Raw genomic sequence first — 15,712 nt, 5'->3', positions numbered from 1 at the left:
GCCGTGTGCGATGGGACGGGCAGAAGATCGGTGCGCAGGACGGCACCGCGCTGCCCGGGCTCGACCTGCGCACCATGCCCGGACTCGTGCGCAGCGTGCGCACGCCGGACTTCGCCGGCGTCACCTTCCACGAGGTGCTGTGCCGTACGGCTCTCAACCGGGTGCCGGACGCGTCGGCGGTGCCGTTCCGGTGGACCGTGAACCCGATGCGGGGCTGCCTGCACGCGTGCGCCTACTGCTTCGCCCGGGGCACCCACCGCTACCTCGACCTCGACGCGGGGGCGGACTTCGACACCCAGATCGTCGTCAAGACCAACGTCGCCGAGGTGCTGCGCGCCGAGGTCGGTCGGCCGTCGTGGCGACGCGAGCACGTCGCGCTCGGCACCAACACCGACCCGTACCAGCGGGCGGAGGGCCGGTACGCGCTGATGCCCGGGATCATCGAGGCGCTCGCGGGCTCGGGCACGCCGCTGTCCGTCCTCACCAAGGGCACCCTGCTGCGCCGGGACCTGCCGCTGCTGGCCGAGGCCTCGCGCGACGTGCCGGTGTCGACGGCCGTCTCCATCGCCGTCCTGGACGACGACCTGCAGCAGAGCCTGGAGCCCGGCACGCCGACGGCGCGGGCGCGTCTGGCGCTGGTCCGCGCGGCGCGGGAGGCCGGGCTGCCCGTGCACGTCATGGTGGCGCCGGTGCTGCCCTGGCTGACGGACTCCACGGACCACCTGGACCGGCTGCTCGCCGCCGTCGCCGAGGCCGGGGCCCAGCGGGCCACCGTGCTGCCGCTGCACCTGCGGCCGGGCGCCCGGGAGTGGTTCCTCGCGTGGCTGCGGCGGGAGCGGCCCGACCTGGTGGCCGGCTACGACCGGGTGTACCGGGGCGGGTCGTACGCCCACGCCGAGTACGGCGCCTGGTTGGGCGCGCGGGTCCGCCCGCTGCTCGCACGGCACGGGCTGGACCGCGCACCGCAGGACGTCGGCGACGGCGTGCGCTGGGGCAGCGACCGGGAGCCCGCGCCGCCGGCCGCCGCCGAGCTGCAGCCCAGTCTCTTCTGAGGGTCCGGCCCGTCGGGGCGGGTGCGCGCGGGGCGTCCCGCGGTAGGGCGTCCGCGTGGGCCGGGCACCGTCGGCGCACCTATGATCGGGGGTGCGTCCGTCCGGGCGCGGATCCCCGACCTGAAGGACCTTCCGTGCTGCGCACCCACACCGCCGGCTCGCTGCGGGCCGAGCACATCGGCACCACCGTCACCCTCACGGGCTGGGTGGACCGCCGGCGCGATCACGGCGGGGTCGCGTTCGTCGACCTGCGCGACGCCTCGGGCATCGCCCAGGTCGTCATCCGCGACGAGGCCGTCGCCCACGGGCTGCGTGCGGAGTACGTGCTCCAGGTCACCGGTGAGGTCGGGCGCCGTCCGCAGGGCAACGAGAACCCCAACCTCGCGACCGGCGAGGTCGAGGTCGTCGCGCACGAGGTCGTCGTCCTCAACGAGTCCGCACCGCTGCCGTTCCAGGTCTCGGCGTCCGTCGACGAGCCGGTGGGGGAGGAGGCGCGCCTGCGCCACCGCTACCTCGACCTGCGCCGGCCCGCCCCGGCCCACGCCATCCGGCTGCGCGCCCAGGTCAACCGTGCCGCGCGCGCGGTGCTCGACGAGCGCGGGTTCGTCGAGGTCGAGACCCCGACGCTGACGCGGTCCACGCCCGAGGGCGCGCGCGACTTCGTCGTCCCGGCGCGCCTGGCCCCGGGCAGCTGGTACGCGCTGCCGCAGTCCCCGCAGCTGTTCAAGCAGCTGCTCATGGTCGGCGGCCTGGAGCGGTACTACCAGATCGCCCGCTGCTACCGGGACGAGGACTTCCGCGCGGACCGCCAGCCGGAGTTCACCCAGCTCGACGTCGAGGCCAGCTTCGTCGACCAGGACGACGTCATCGAGCTCGCCGAGGCCGTGCTGACCTCGCTGTGGGAGCTGATCGGGTACACCATCCCGACGCCGATCCCGCGGATGACCTACGCGGAGGCGATGCGCCGGTACGGCACGGACAAGCCCGACCTGCGCTTCGGCCTCGAGCTGACCGACCTCACCGCGTACTTCGCCGAGACCCCGTTCCGGGTCTTCCAGGCGCCGTACGTCGGGGCAGTCGTGCAGCCGGGTGGTGCGAGCACCCCCCGCCGCGGGTTCGACGCGTGGCAGGAGTGGGCCAAGCAGCGCGGTGCCAAGGGCCTGGCCTACGTCACGGTGGGCGAGGACGGCGAGCTCGGCGGACCGGTCGCCAAGAACATCACCGACCAGGAGCGCGCCGGGCTGGCGGCCGCGGTCGGGGCCAACCCGGGTGACGCGGTGTTCTTCGCCGCCGGCAAGCAGAGCGAGGCGCGTGCGCTGCTGGGCGCCGCCCGTCTGGAGATCGGCCGCCGCGGCGGGCTGATCGACGAGGACGCCTGGTCGTTCGTGTGGGTCGTCGACGCACCGCTGTTCAAGCCCACCGGCGAGGACGACGACGTCGCCGTCGGCAAGGGCGCCTGGACGGCCGTGCACCACGCGTTCACGTCGCCCACCCCGGAGTGGATCGACCGCTTCGAGGAGGACCCGGGTGCGGCCCTCGCGTACGCCTACGACATCGTGTGCAACGGCAACGAGATCGGCGGCGGCTCGATCCGTATCCACCGGCGCGACGTGCAGCAGCGCGTCTTCGAGGTCATGGGCATCGGGCAGGAGGAGGCCCAGGAGAAGTTCGGCTTCCTGCTCGACGCCTTCGCGTTCGGTGCGCCGCCGCACGGCGGCATCGCGTTCGGCTGGGACCGGATCGTCGCCCTGCTCACGCGCTCCGAGTCGATCCGTGAGGTCATCGCGTTCCCGAAGTCCGGCGGCGGGTACGACCCGCTGACCGGGGCACCGGCGCCCATCTCGCCCGAGCAGCGCCGCGAGACCGGCGTCGACACGCGTCCCAAGGCCGCCCAGCCGCCCGCCGGCCCGGCCCCCGCCGCCCAGGTGTGAGCCACCGGCTCCTGGCGCGGCTGCCCGCCGCGCTGCGCAGCCGGCGGGACGTGCTGGACCAGCGGCACGACTGGGCCGACGCCGCGGTGCTCGCGCAGGGCGCCGCGGCGGCGGTCCTGGCCCGGGAACGGCCGGGCGGGTCGATCCTGTGGGCCCTGGGGGCACCCGACGAGCTCCACGAGCTCCTCCCCGACGCGCTGCGGAGCCACGGCCCGGGTGTGCGCTGGGCCACGGTCCCGCGCGCCGTGCCCGTCACGCCGGCGGCCCTCGAGGTCGTCGGCGTCGTGCCGGCCACGTCGTGGGACCGGTTCTCGTGCGACGTCCCACCCCCCGCGCAGCCCGGCGAGGACCGCGTCGTCCTCCTCGACGCCGAGCGCGACGCCGCGGCGATCACGGCATGCCTCGACGTGGCGAACCCGACGACCCACGCGCGCCCCGGCGCGTCCGACGACGCGGCGTGGTGGGGTGTGCCGGACCCGGCCGGCGGCCGGCTGCTGGGCGTGATCGGTGTCGCGGTGCGCGCCGGCACGGACGTCCCCTCGATGCACCTGCACGGCCTGGGTGTCGTCCCCGACGCGCGCGGCCACCGGCTGGGCACCGCGCTGGCGGCGGTGGCGACGCGCCGGGCGCTCGAGGGCGGCGCGCCCTGGGTGTCGCTGGGCATGTACGCCGACAACGCGCCGGCACGCCGCGTCTACGCGGCCCTCGGATTCCGGGTCGACGTCGAGAACGCGGGCTACGGGCCGCCGGGTGCCGCACGCCCCTGACGTGCCCCTGGCTCCGCCGTGGTGCTCACCGGGCGGTCCGCGCCGGGCGTGGCTACCGTCGACCGTGACGTCGAGGGAGGGAGCACGATGACGCTGGACGGCAAGGTCGCGCTGGTCACGGGCGCGGGATCGGGCATCGGACGGGCGACGGCGGTGCGGCTCGCGCAGGACGGTGCGACCGTCGTCGCGGTCGGGCACCGCCAGGAGAGCGCGGACGACGTCGCCGCGGAGGTCCGCGCGGCGGGCGGGCGGGTGCTGCCCCTCGCCGCGGACGTCGGGGACGCCGAGGCGGTCCGTGAGGTCTACGCCCGGGTGGAGCGTGAGCTGGGGCGCCTCGACGTGGTCGTCGCCAACGCCGGCGTCAACGGGGTGTGGGCGCCGCTGGAGCAGATCGAGCCGGACGAGTGGCACGCCACGCTCGGCACCAACCTCACCGGGACGTTCCTCACGCTGCGCTACGCGCTGCCGCTGCTGCTGCGCCAGGGCGGGGCCGTCGTCGTCGTGTCGTCCATCAACGGGACCCGGACCTTCACGACGCCCGGGGCGTCGGCGTACGCCACCAGCAAGGCGGGTCAGGTCGCGCTCGCCCGCATGGCGGCCGTCGAGCTCGGCCCGCGCGGGGTGCGCGTCAACGCGGTGTGCCCCGGCGCCATCGAGACGAACATCGACGAGAACACGGAGCAGCGGGACACGGACGACCTCGGGCTGCCGGCGCAGTACCCGCAGGGGCAGATCCCGCTCACGGGGGAGGAGCCGGGCTCGCCGCAGGAGGTCGCCGACGTCATCGCGTTCCTGGTGTCCGACGCGGCGCGGCACGTGACGGGGACCGAGGTCTTCGTCGACGGTGGGCAGGGCCTGGTCGCCTGACGGCCCGGCCGCCCCCTGCCCGCGCGCCTCGGCGGCTCAGTGCAGGATCGCGAACCGGTCGTACAGCCGGCGCAGGGGGCGCGGTGCCCACCAGTTGGCGCGGTCCAGCACCGTCATGGTCGCCGGCACCAGGAACAGGCGGACCACCGTCGCGTCGATCAGCACGGCGACCGCCAGCGCGAACCCGACCTGCTTGATGACCACGAGGTCGCCGGCGACGAACCCGGCGAACACCACGATGATGATGGCCGCGGCCGAGGTGATGATCCGCCCGGAGCGCTGCAGCCCCAGCCGGACCGCGGCGTCGGTCGCCAGCCCCTCGTCGTGCAGCTCCTTGACGCGCGAGAGCAGGAAGACCTCGTAGTCCATCGCCAGACCGAACGCGAAGGCGGCGACGAGCGCCAGCACGTAGGTCTCGATGCCGTTCGTCGACGTGAAGCCCAGCAGCCCCTCGAGGTGCCCGTCCTGGAACCCCCAGACCAGCACGCCCAGCGAGGCCAGGATCGACAGCACGTTGGTGAGCAGCGCCTTGACCGGGATCACCACGGAGCCCGTCATGAGGAACAGCAGCAGCAGGGTCGCCACCCCGACGACGGCCAGCGCGACCGGCGCGCGCTCCACGAGCGCCTTCGTGAAGTCGATCTGCGACGCGGCCTGCCCGACCACCCAGCGCTCGAACGGCGCCGGCACGTCACGGACCTCCCGCACGACGTCCGCCGCGACGGGCCCACCGGGGTCGGCCGTGTCCGCCCGCACGCCGATGACGACGTAGGAGCCCAGCTCGGCCGGCGGGTCGACGGACGCCACGTCCGGCAGGGCCTCGAGCTCCTCGGCCCACGCCGTGGCCTCGGCCAGCGACGTCGCGGCGACCACGGTCACGGCGGGTCCCGCGGCGGCCGGGTAGTTCTCCTCCAGGTCGCCCACGTACTCGCGCTGGGTGGTGCCCTCGGGCAGCAGCTCCAGCCCGCTGATCCGCAGCTCCATGCGCAACGCCGGGGCGGCCAGCAGCAGCAGGAGCGCGACGGACCCGAGCATGACCCACCAGGGGTGGCGCTGGACCCGGGCGGCCAGGGTCGAGAACGCACCCTCCTCACGCTGCACGTCCGACGCGCGGCGCAGCAGGGGGATCCGCGCCACCAGGCCCGGGCGCGCCAGGCGACGGCCCGTGAGCGTCAGCAGCGCGGGGACCAGCGTGATCGCGGTGGCGACCGCCACGAGCACGACCGCCACCCCACCGGCCGCGATGGCCCGCAGGATCTCCGGCCGGAAGACCAGCAGACCCGCGATCGACACCGCGACGGTCACGGCCGAGAACGCGACCGTCCGCCCGGCCGTCGCCATGGTCCGTTCCACCGCCTCCACCACAGGTCCGTCGCCGCGTCGCCGCCGCGACCCCGCGCCGTCGTCCGTCCCGACGGTGCGCTGCAGCTCCTCGCGGAACCGCGACACGATCAGCAGGCCGTAGTCGATGGACAGGCCCAGCCCCAGCACGGTGACGACGTTGACGACCGAGGCGTCGACGTCCATCACGTACGTGAGCGCCAGGAGGGCGCCCAGCCCGCCGGCGATGGACGCGAGGGCGCCGGCCATGGGCATCGACGCCGCCAGGAACCCGCCGAAGACCACCACCATGATGAGCAGCGCGATCGGCAGCGCGACGGCCTCTCCGGTGCGCAGGTCGTCCTCGACCTGCTGCGTGATCTCGTCGACGATGAGGTGCTCGGCGCCCACGACGCCGCGGACGTCCGGTGCGACGTCCCGCAGGTCCTGGGGCACCGCGCGCAGGCGCTGCTCCACCTCGTCCAGCGCGGCGGCCTGCTCGTCCGCCGTCAGGTCCGGCTCGAGCTCGACGACGACGAGGAACCCGTCCCCGTCCTGCGCCAGCAGCGGCGCCGCCGCCGGGCTCTGCACACCGCCGGGCAGCACCAGGGGGTCGATGACCGACACCACCCCGGGCACCGCCGCGATCTGCGCGCGCGCCTCCTCGAGCGCCGGCCCGACCGCGGGGTCCGCCGGGTCGACACCCGTCAGCACGAGGTTCACCGCCGGGCCCGTGGTCCGCTCGTCCGCGAGGATCTGCTGCCCCTCGGTCGACTCCGCGCCCGGGACACCCGGACCCCCGGCCTCGACGCGGTCGAACAGGCTCTGGCCGTGGAGGCCCTGCACGGCCAGGGCGTAGCCCACGACGGTGAGCACGAGCCAGACGACGACGGTCAGGCGCGGGTGGTGGGCGACCCTGCGGCCGAGGCGTGCGAACACGCCCGCCATGCTCGCAGGTCCGGGGCCACCCGCGCACGTCGCGGGACACCGACGCCGCGTCGTGCGCCGTCGTGGCCGTGGGCGGTCCCGTCGGCGGCGGTGCGTAGGCTCGCAGGCATGGACCTGTTCGACGCGGTCGTCTCGACCGCGCAGGGGCTGCCCGCGCCCGCCGCCGGCGCACCCCTCGCGGTGCGCATGCGACCCCGGACCCTCGCCGAGGTCGCCGGCCAGGGGCACCTGCTCGTGGCGGGCTCGCCGCTGCGTCGCCTGGTCGAGCCCGCCGACGAGGCGTCACGCCGTGCCGCGCCGTCGTCGGTGATCCTGTGGGGCCCGCCCGGCACCGGCAAGACGACGCTGGCGTACCTCGTCGCCAGCACCTCGGGACGGCGGTTCGTCGAGCTGTCCGCCGTCACCGCCGGCGTCAAGGACGTGCGCGCCGTGGTCGAGGACGCCCGTCGCCGCCTCGCGTCCGACGGCTCGGAGACCGTCCTGTTCATCGACGAGGTCCACCGCTTCACCAAGGCCCAGCAGGACGCGCTGCTGCCGAGCGTCGAGAACCGGTGGGTGACCCTCGTGGCCGCCACCACCGAGAACCCGTCGTTCTCCGTCAACTCCCCGCTGCTGTCGCGCTCCCTGCTGCTCACGCTGCAGCCGCTGACGACCGACGACGTGCGCGCACTGGTCGAGCGTGCCGTCCGGGACGAGCGCGGCCTGGCGGGGTCCGTCGCGCTGGACGACGACGCGCTCGACCACCTGCTGCGCCTCGCCGGCGGCGACGCCCGCAAGGCGCTGACGATCCTCGAGGCGGCTGCGGGGGCCGCTCTCGGGGACCGTGGCCCCGCGGCCGACGACGCGACGCCCGCCACGGTCGACCTCGCCACCATGGAACGCGCGATCGACGTCGCGGCGGTGCGGTACGACCGTGACGGCGACCAGCACTACGACGTCATCAGCGCGTTCATCAAGTCGGTCCGCGGCTCCGACGTCGACGCCTCGCTGCACTACCTCGCGCGGATGATCGCGGCGGGGGAGGACCCCCGGTTCATCGCGCGGCGCATCGTCATCTCCGCGGCGGAGGACGTCGGCATGGCCGACCCCAGCGCGCTGCAGACCGCGGTCGCGGCCGCGCAGGCCGTCGCGCTCATCGGGATGCCGGAGGCGCGGATCATCCTGGCCGAGGCGGTCGTGCACCTGGCGACGGCCCCCAAGTCCAACGCCGCGTACCTCGGCATCGACCGCGCGCTGGCCGACGTGCGGGCGGGCCGGATCGGCAGCGTCCCGCCGCACCTGCGTGACGCCCACTACGCCGGTGCCCAGGGGCTGGGCCACGGCAAGGGCTACCGCTACGCGCACGACGAGCCGCACGCCGTGGCCACCCAGCAGTACCTGCCGGACGAGCTGGCGGGCACGCGGTACTACGAGCCCTCGGACCGCGGGTTCGAGCGGTCGGTGGGGGAGCGGCTGACCCGGATCCGGTCGATCCTCGACCCCGGGACGCGGCCGGGGCCCGGCACGTCGGGGGGCTGACGGGCGCGCGGTCGCCGCGACCGCGCGCGACGCCACGGTCGGTGTGCCGGTGCCGGTGCCGGCGTCGCGGTCGGACGGACGGGTGGTGGTCGGGTAGCATGGACCGGTCGTCCGCCGTGTGCGGGCGATCGTGCGGTCCGCCGCACGAGCACCACCAGCAAGCAGCACCTGGGGCCCTAGCCCGTGGCACCGACCGTCCTGCGACGGTCAGCGCGCCGCACCAGTGGTCGGCCCCACGCCCGCCGGAACCCTTTCCGTCCGGACCTCGTCCGGTGCGCGGGTGTGCTCGTCCATCGACACGACAGGAAGTACCTCTGTGAGCAACGTGACCCGCTCGCGTCGCCAGGTCCGCCTGAGCCGCGCGCTCGGCCTGGCCCTGACGCCCAAGGCCGTCAAGCACTTCGAGAAGCGCCCCTACCCGCCCGGTGAGCACGGCCGCGCCCGTCGCCGCACCGAGTCGGACTACGCGGTGCGTCTGCGCGAGAAGCAGCGTCTGCGCGCCCAGTACGCGCTGCGCGAGAAGCAGCTCGCCAAGGCGTACGAGAACGCCCGCAAGGCCCCGGGCCTGACCGGTGAGGCTCTCGTCGAGGACCTCGAGACGCGTCTGGACGCCCTGGTGCTGCGCGCCGGGTTCGCCCGCACGATCCTGCAGGCGCGCCAGACGGTCACGCACCGTCACGTGCTCGTCGACGGCAAGATCGTGGACCGCCCGTCGTTCCGCGTGAAGGAGGGCCAGACCCTCCAGATCAAGCCGAAGTCGCAGGCCACCGTGCCGTTCCAGGTCGCCGCCGCCGGCGCCCACCGCGACGTGCTGCCGGCCGTGCCGGGCTACCTCGAGGTCCAGCTCGAGAAGCTCAGCGCCACGCTGGTGCGCCGCCCCAAGCGCGCCGAGGTCCCCGTGACCTGCGAGGTCCAGCTGGTCGTCGAGTACTACGCCCGCTGACCCGTTCCCCACGGACGCCCCGCCGCGCACCTGTGCCGGCGGGGCGTCCGCGCGTCCGGACGACGCACGCACGCGCCGCGCGTGGTGCGGGAGCAGCGCGCGGGTAGGGTGACGTGGTCCGGACCCGGACGAGGAACCAGGCGTGAGGAGTGTCGGACATGGTGTCGATCGGTGACGTCGCGGGGCTCATCGCCGCGATCGCGTTCGTGGCTCTGGTCGGGTTCATCGCGCGCCCCCTGCTGCGGCTCGCCGACGTGCTGGACGAGACCCGCACCTCCGTCAAGGAGATCACCGACCACGCGCTGCCGGTGCTGGACGAGACGGCACGCGTCGTCGCGTCCTCCGCGACGCAGATCGACAAGGTCGACACCGTCACCACCGCCGCGGCCCAGGTCGGGGAGAACGTCTCCGCCCTGACGTCGCTGGTCACGGCGACCGTCGGAGCCCCGCTGCTCAAGGTCGCCGCCTTCTCGTACGGCGTGCGCCGGGCCCTGGCCGGGCTGCGTGCCGGCGGTGGCGTGCGATGAGGCGCCTGTTCTGGGTCGGCGTGGGCGCGGCCCTCACGGTCGTGGTCGTGCGGCAGGGCCGCCGGCTGGTGACGCACTACGCGCCCGCGGGCTCCACCGAGGCCGTCGCCGGCGCCGTGCGGGTGGGCCAGGCGCTGCGCGCCGCGCGCGAGGACTTCCGCAGCGGGGTCGCCGAGCGCGAGGCGGAGCTCCTCGAGGCGCTCGTCGGCGACGTCGACGTCGACACCGTGCGGTCCAACGCCCCGCGGCACCGCGCCGAGCTGCGCGAGGCGTTCGGCCGACCGGCCGCGGGGGGCCTGGCCGCCGACCTGAGCGCCCGGGGGTGGGCCGACGAACCCACCACGGACCCCGACGACGACGAGCGCGCCCCGTTCTTCTGAGCGTGAGCCCGCACCACCCGGGCCGTACCCGGCCCACCCGAACCGTCCGCCGCCCCCCGGCGGCGGACCGCACCTGACGAGGACGACATGCGCACCGCCGAGATCCGCCAGCGCTGGCTCGACTACTTCGCGAGCAAGGACCACGCCATCGTGCCGTCCGTGCCGCTCATCTCCCCGGATCCGTCGATCCTCTTCACGATCGCCGGCATGGTGCCGTTCATCCCGTACATCCTCGGCACGCAGGACGCGCCCTGGCCCCGGGTGGCGAGCGTGCAGAAGTGCATCCGCACGAACGACATCGAGAACGTCGGCCGCACCACGCGGCACGGCACGTACTTCCAGATGATGGGGAACTTCTCGTTCGGCGACTACTTCAAGACCGGTGCCATCGAGCTGGCCTGGGAGTTCCTCACCGGGGCGCAGGAGTCCGGCGGGCTCGGGCTCGACGGTGACCGGCTCTGGGTGACGATCTGGAACGAGGACGCCGAGTCCGCGGACGCGCTCGTGCGCGTCGGCGTCGACCCGCGTCACATCGTGCGGCTCACGCGCGAGGAGATCTTCTGGGACACGGGCCAGCCCGGCCCCGCGGGCCCGTGCGCGGAGTGGCACTACGACCGCGGCCCGGAGTTCGGCCCCGAGGCGGAGGGCGGCACGGTCGACCCCGGCGGCGACCGGTACCTCGAGATCTGGAACCTGGTCTTCGACCAGTTCGTGCGCGGCGAGGGGCGGGGGAAGAGCTACCCGCTGCTGGGTGAGCTCGAGCGCAAGGCGATCGACACCGGTGCGGGGCTCGAGCGCATCGCGTACCTGCTGCAGGGCAAGAACAACCTGTACGAGATCGACGAGGTCTTCCCCGTCATCGAGCGTGCCGCCGAGCTGACCGGCCGCCGCTACGGCGCGGGCGGCGAGGACGACGTGCGGCTGCGGGTGATCGGTGACCACGTGCGCTCGTCGCTCATGCTCATCGGGGACGGCGTCTCGCCGTCCAACGAGGGACGCGGCTACGTGCTGCGCCGGCTCGTGCGCCGCACGGTGCGCTCGATGCGCCTGCTGGGCGTCGAGGAGGCCGCGCTGCCCGAGCTGCTGCCGATCAGCCGCGACCTGATGAGCGCGTCGTACCCGGAGGTCGCGCGGGACTTCGACCGGATCTCGCAGGTGGCGTACGGCGAGGAGGACGCGTTCCTGCGCACGCTGACGGCCGGCACGACGATCTTCGAGGGCGCCGTCACGAAGGCGAAGGCGTCCGGCCGTCAGGACGGGGTCGTCCTGACCGGCGAGCAGGCGTTCGCGCTGCACGACACCTACGGCTTCCCGATCGACCTCACGCTCGAGATGGCGGCCGAGCACGGCGTCAGCGTCGACGAGCAGGCCTTCCGCACCCTGATGCAGGCGCAGCGTGAGCGTGCCCGCGCGGACGCGCTGGCCAAGAAGACCGGCCACACCGACACGAGCGCCTACCAGCAGCTGCACCAGGCGCTGAGCAGCGAGAAGGGCGGGCCCGTCACGTTCGTCGGGTACACGGACACGACGGCGCAGTCGAAGGTCGTGGGCCTGCTCGTCGACGGCGTGCCCGCACCGGCGGCCACCGCGCCGGCGCACGTCCAGGTCGTGCTCGACGTGACGCCGTTCTACGCCGAGGCGGGCGGTCAGCTCGCCGACACCGGCACGATCAGCCTCGAGGGCGGCGGCATCGTCGAGGTCGACGACGTGCAGGCGCCGATCAAGGGCCTGTCGGTGCACCACGGGCGACTGGTCGACGGCACGCTCACGCTCGGCGACGCCGGCACTGCGACGATCGACACCGCGCGCCGGCGTGCGATCGCGCGCGCCCACACCGCGACGCACATGGTCCACAAGGCGCTGCGCGAGGAGCTGGGCGACACGGCGACGCAGGCCGGGTCGGAGAACGCTCCGAGCCGCCTGCGGTTCGACTTCCGCTCCGGCTCCGGCGTGCCCGGCACGTCGCTGTCGCAGATCGAGGGTCGCGTCAACGAGCGGCTGCAGGACGACCTCGAGGTGACCGACCGCGTCATGGCGATCGACGAGGCGCGCGCCCTGGGGGCGATGGCGCTGTTCGGCGAGAAGTACGGCAACGAGGTCCGCGTCGTGTCGATCGGCGGGGACTGGTCGCGCGAGCTGTGCGCGGGCACCCACGTGCGCCGCTCCGGCGAGCTGGGCCTGGTGACGCTCCTGGGGGAGTCGTCCATCGGGTCGGGCGTGCGCCGCGTCGACGCCCTCGTCGGCGACTCGGCCTACGGGTACCAGGCCAAGGAGCGTGCGCTGGTCAGCCAGCTGTCCGGGCTGCTCGGTGCGCGTCCCGACGAGCTCGGGGACCGTGTGTCGTCCCTGCTGACGCGGGTGCGCGAGTCCGAGAAGCAGCTGGCCGCGTTGCGCCAGGCACAGCTCCTCGCGGCGGCCGGCACGCTCGCCGCGGGCGCCTCGCAGGTCGGCACCGCGCTCGTCGTCGCGCACGACGCGGGCGAGGTCGCCGCGCCCGACGACCTGCGCACCCTGGCGCTCGACGTGCGGGGCCGCCTCGGTGAGGCGTCGCCCGTGGTCGTGGCCGTCGGCGGTGTCGCCAAGGGCCGTCCTGTGGTCGTCGTCGCGACGAACGCGGCGGCGCGGGAGGCGGGCCACCGTGCCGGCGTGCTCGTGCGGACCGCGTCCGGCGTGCTCGGCGGCGGGGGCGGCGGCAAGGACGACGTGGCGCAGGGCGGCGGCACCGACGTCGCCCGGCTGGCCGAGGCGCTCGACGGCGTCGTCGCGGCGGTCCGGGGCTGACGTCGTGCCGAGCGACCGGGACGACCGCGACGCCGTGACGCGCGCCGTGCGGCTCGCGGTGGACGTCGGGTCCGTGCGCGTCGGGGTCGCCTCGAGCGACCCCGACGGCACGCTCGCGACGCCCGTGGCGACGCTGGCGCGTGCCGCCGGGAAGCCGGCCTCGACCGCCGCGGACGTCGCCGCGATCGCGCAGGAGGCGCGCGAGCGGGGTGCCGACGTGGTGTACGTCGGGCTCCCGCGGCACCTCTCGGGCGCCGAGGGGTCGTCGGCGGGCCTCGCGCGCGCGTACGCTGTCGCACTGGCGCACGCGGTCGGGCCCGTCCAGGTCCGGCTCGTGGATGAGCGGATGAGCACGGTGTCCGCGCATCAGGCGCTTCAGGCGGCCGGCCGATCCGGACGCCGCCACCGGCAGGTCGTCGACCAGGCGGCCGCGGTGGTGATCCTGCAGCACGCGCTGGACACGGAGAGATCCACGGGTCGTCGGCCCGGGGAACGGGTCGAGGTGGACCCCGGCCGATCCGCGACGGCGCGCCGGGGGGTTGCGGGCGACGGCACGACGACTGTGGAGTGACGCGCAGGTGAGCAACCAGACGGAGTGGTGGGCCCCGGTGAAGTCGGACGAGAGCGTGAGCGAGCTGTTCGGCGGTGACCGGACCGCGCCCGCGCCCGGCGCGCCCGAGCCGCGTCGACGCTCCCGCGCGTCCGGCCGCAAGCGCGAGGAGCGCCTGCGCAAGCAGCGCCGCCGCCGGACGATCTCCGTGCTGGTGGTCGCGCTGGTCCTCGTGGCGGGCGCCTGCTACGTCGTGCTCTCGCTGATGGGCGGCTCGCTGTTCGGCGGCTCGGCGCAGTCCACGGAGGTCACGGACTACCAGGGACCCGGCCGGCCGGGTGCGCCGACGATCGTCATCAGCCCCGGCGACTCCGGTGCGGCCATCGCCACCACGCTGCACGCCGCCGGCATCGTCGCGTCCGAGGGTGCGTTCCGCGAGGCGTTCGACAACAACCCGGACGCGGACGGGATCCAGCCCGGCTCGTACCAGCTGCTGCTGGAGATGAAGGCCGAGGACGCCGTGCGGGCCCTGCTCGACCCGAAGAGCCGGGTCTCGATGAAGGTGACGATCCCCGAGGGCTTCTCCGCCGAGGACATCTACACCCGCATCAACAAGGTCACGCTCATCCCGATCGAGGACCTGCGCGCCGCGGCCGAGGGCGACCCCGCCGCGATCGGTCTGCCGGCCGAGGCGGGCGGCAAGGTCGAGGGCTGGCTGTTCCCGTCGACGTACCAGGTCGAGCCGAACACGTCCGCCGCCGCGGTGCTCGCGACGATGGTCGCCAAGACCGTCGAGACGCTCACCGCCAAGGGCGTCCCGCAGGACCAGTGGCAGGAGGTCCTGACCAAGGCGTCGCTCGTGGAGCGCGAGGCCAAGATGCACGAGGACCGGCCGATCATGGCGCGCGCCATCCAGAACCGTCTGGACCGCGGCATGACGCTCGACATCGACGCCTCCGTCGCCTACGGCCTGGGCATCTCCGGCACGCAGCTCACGCGGGAGAACACCCAGGACCCGTCCAACCCGTACAACACCTACAAGCACATGGGGCTGCCGCCGACTCCGATCGCCTCGCCGGGCACCGTGTCGATCGACGCGGTCCTGAACCCCGCGCCCGGCAACTGGGTGTTCTGGGTCGCGATCGACCTCGAGACCGGGGAGACGCGGTTCGCCGAGACGTACGACGAGCACCAGGAGAACGTCGCGCTGCTGCGCCAGTGGCAGGCGGAGCACTCCGGGTGACGTCCGCCGCCCGTCGCGCCGCGGTGCTGGGGCACCCCGTGGCGCACTCGTTGTCACCCGTGCTGCACCGAGCCGCCTACACCGCGCTCGGGCTCGACGGCTGGCGCTACGACGCCGTCGACGTGACGCAGGACGCGCTGCCCGCCCTCCTGGCGGACCTCGACGACTCCTGGGCCGGCCTGAGCCTCACGATGCCGCTCAAGCAGACCGTGATCGCGCTGCTCGACCACGTCGAGCCGCTCGCGGAGGTGGTGGGCGCCGTCAACACGGTGCTGCCGCAGGGCTCGGGTGCCGGGCGCATGCTCACGGGAGCCAACACCGACGTGCACGGGATCGTCGCCGCGCTGGGGGAGGCGGGGGTCACCGGGGGAGTGGCCACGGCCGCCGTCGTCGGGGCGGGCGCCACCGCGTCCTCCACCCTGGCCGCGCTGGCCCAGCTGGGCTGCCCCACACCGCGCGTCTACGTGCGCTCCCAGGCCCGCGCCGGGGCCCTGTTGCGCGCTGCGCACCGGATGGGTGTCGAACCGCGGTTGTGCCGGCTGGACGACGCGGCGGGGGAGGTCGGGCGCTGCGACGTGGTCGTGAGCACGCTGCCCGCGCACGCGGCCGACCCGTTGGCGGCGGCGCTGCCGGCGAGCGTCGGCGGTGCGCTGCTCGACGTCTGCTACGACCCGCGCCCCACGGCGCTGTCCGCCGCGTGGGCCGCACGCGGGGGCCGTGTCGTGGGCGGTGAGCGGATGCTGCTGCACCAGGCGGCGGAGCAGGTGCGGCTCATGACCGGGCGCACGGCGCCCGTGGCGGCGATGGACGTCGCGCTGAGCGGGGCGCTCGCACCCGTCGGCTGACGCGTCACTCGCACGCGCCACCACGGGCGTGCACGGCGGC

At 74.7% G+C, this 15,712-nt stretch carries 13 protein-coding genes; 12 read left to right on the top strand and 1 reads right to left on the bottom strand.

Annotation, left to right across the window (positions count from 1 at the left end):
* The first annotated feature begins 5 nt into the window (after positions 1-5).
* The 4 genes from J1G43_RS10490 to J1G43_RS10475 all read left to right on the top strand — a co-directional run bounded on the left by J1G43_RS10490 (position 6) and on the right by J1G43_RS10475 (position 4,617).
* Positions 6-1,052, top strand: coding sequence for an Rv2578c family radical SAM protein (locus tag J1G43_RS10490; protein WP_207378409.1), 1,047 nt, complete (start codon positions 6-8; stop codon positions 1,050-1,052).
* Positions 1,053-1,186: 134 nt separating this feature from the next.
* Positions 1,187-2,983 carry an aspartate--tRNA ligase gene (gene aspS, locus J1G43_RS10485; RefSeq protein WP_207371480.1) on the top strand — a complete coding sequence of 599 codons (1,797 nt, stop codon included), beginning with the start codon at positions 1,187-1,189 and terminating at the stop codon, positions 2,981-2,983.
* Complete coding sequence (locus J1G43_RS19385; RefSeq protein ID WP_207341979.1) at positions 2,980-3,750, top strand: N-acetyltransferase; 771 nt, start codon at positions 2,980-2,982, stop codon at positions 3,748-3,750. Before aspS ends, J1G43_RS19385 begins: the two co-directional genes overlap by 4 nt.
* Positions 3,751-3,837: 87 nt before the next feature.
* Positions 3,838-4,617, top strand: a complete 780-nt coding sequence (locus J1G43_RS10475) for an SDR family NAD(P)-dependent oxidoreductase (RefSeq protein WP_207341978.1) — start codon at positions 3,838-3,840, stop codon at positions 4,615-4,617.
* A gap of 36 nt (positions 4,618-4,653) precedes the next feature.
* On the opposite strand, the gene J1G43_RS10470 is transcribed toward J1G43_RS10475, so the two are convergent.
* The gene (locus tag J1G43_RS10470; protein WP_207378408.1) at positions 4,654-6,885 is read right to left on the bottom strand and encodes an MMPL family transporter; all 2,232 of its coding nucleotides are present in this window, start codon (positions 6,883-6,885) and stop codon (positions 4,654-4,656) included.
* A gap of 108 nt (positions 6,886-6,993) precedes the next feature.
* Between J1G43_RS10470 and J1G43_RS10465 the strand changes: the two genes are divergently transcribed.
* The 8 genes from J1G43_RS10465 (at position 6,994) to J1G43_RS10430 (ending at position 15,672) form a co-directional block, all read left to right on the top strand.
* Positions 6,994-8,403, top strand: a complete 1,410-nt coding sequence (locus tag J1G43_RS10465; protein ID WP_207341976.1) for a replication-associated recombination protein A — start codon at positions 6,994-6,996, stop codon at positions 8,401-8,403.
* 316 nt (positions 8,404-8,719) lie between these two features.
* The gene (rpsD, locus tag J1G43_RS10460) at positions 8,720-9,346 is read left to right on the top strand and encodes a 30S ribosomal protein S4 (RefSeq protein ID WP_089798933.1); all 627 of its coding nucleotides are present in this window, start codon (positions 8,720-8,722) and stop codon (positions 9,344-9,346) included.
* A gap of 161 nt (positions 9,347-9,507) precedes the next feature.
* The gene (locus tag J1G43_RS10455) at positions 9,508-9,873 is read left to right on the top strand and encodes a DUF948 domain-containing protein (RefSeq protein ID WP_207342125.1); all 366 of its coding nucleotides are present in this window, start codon (positions 9,508-9,510) and stop codon (positions 9,871-9,873) included.
* On the top strand, positions 9,870-10,253 hold the full coding sequence (locus tag J1G43_RS10450) for a hypothetical protein (RefSeq protein WP_207371483.1): 384 nt from the start codon (positions 9,870-9,872) through the stop codon (positions 10,251-10,253). Before J1G43_RS10455 ends, J1G43_RS10450 begins: the two co-directional genes overlap by 4 nt.
* Positions 10,254-10,340: 87 nt before the next feature.
* Positions 10,341-13,034, top strand: coding sequence for an alanine--tRNA ligase (gene alaS, locus J1G43_RS10445; protein WP_207378407.1), 2,694 nt, complete (start codon positions 10,341-10,343; stop codon positions 13,032-13,034).
* Positions 13,035-13,038: 4 nt separating this feature from the next.
* Complete coding sequence (gene ruvX, locus J1G43_RS10440) at positions 13,039-13,605, top strand: Holliday junction resolvase RuvX (protein WP_207341973.1); 567 nt, start codon at positions 13,039-13,041, stop codon at positions 13,603-13,605.
* Between the two features lie 7 nt (positions 13,606-13,612).
* Positions 13,613-14,827 (top strand): endolytic transglycosylase MltG, encoded by a 1,215-nt coding sequence (gene mltG / locus J1G43_RS10435; protein WP_207341972.1) that lies wholly within the window; start codon positions 13,613-13,615, stop codon positions 14,825-14,827.
* Positions 14,824-15,672, top strand: a complete 849-nt coding sequence (locus tag J1G43_RS10430; RefSeq protein WP_207341971.1) for a shikimate dehydrogenase — start codon at positions 14,824-14,826, stop codon at positions 15,670-15,672. Before mltG ends, J1G43_RS10430 begins: the two co-directional genes overlap by 4 nt.
* Positions 15,673-15,712: the final 40 nt, after the last annotated feature.

It is taken from the genome of Cellulomonas sp. zg-ZUI22 (assembly GCF_017353535.1).
GTDB lineage: Bacteria > Actinomycetota > Actinomycetes > Actinomycetales > Cellulomonadaceae > Cellulomonas > Cellulomonas wangleii.
The sequence above is the reverse complement of the archived record's forward strand: the minus strand, read 5'-3'. Positions and strand labels throughout refer to the sequence as shown.

Coding starts and splice junctions, on each gene's coding strand:
- J1G43_RS10475 (WP_207341978.1), top strand. CDS start 3,838: ATGACGCTGGACGGCAAGGTCGCGCTGGTCACGGGCGCGGGATCGGGC.
- J1G43_RS10470 (WP_207378408.1), bottom strand. CDS start 6,885: ATGGCGGGCGTGTTCGCACGCCTCGGCCGCAGGGTCGCCCACCACCCG.
- J1G43_RS10465 (WP_207341976.1), top strand. CDS start 6,994: ATGGACCTGTTCGACGCGGTCGTCTCGACCGCGCAGGGGCTGCCCGCG.
- J1G43_RS10450 (WP_207371483.1), top strand. CDS start 9,870: ATGAGGCGCCTGTTCTGGGTCGGCGTGGGCGCGGCCCTCACGGTCGTG.
- alaS (WP_207378407.1), top strand. CDS start 10,341: ATGCGCACCGCCGAGATCCGCCAGCGCTGGCTCGACTACTTCGCGAGC.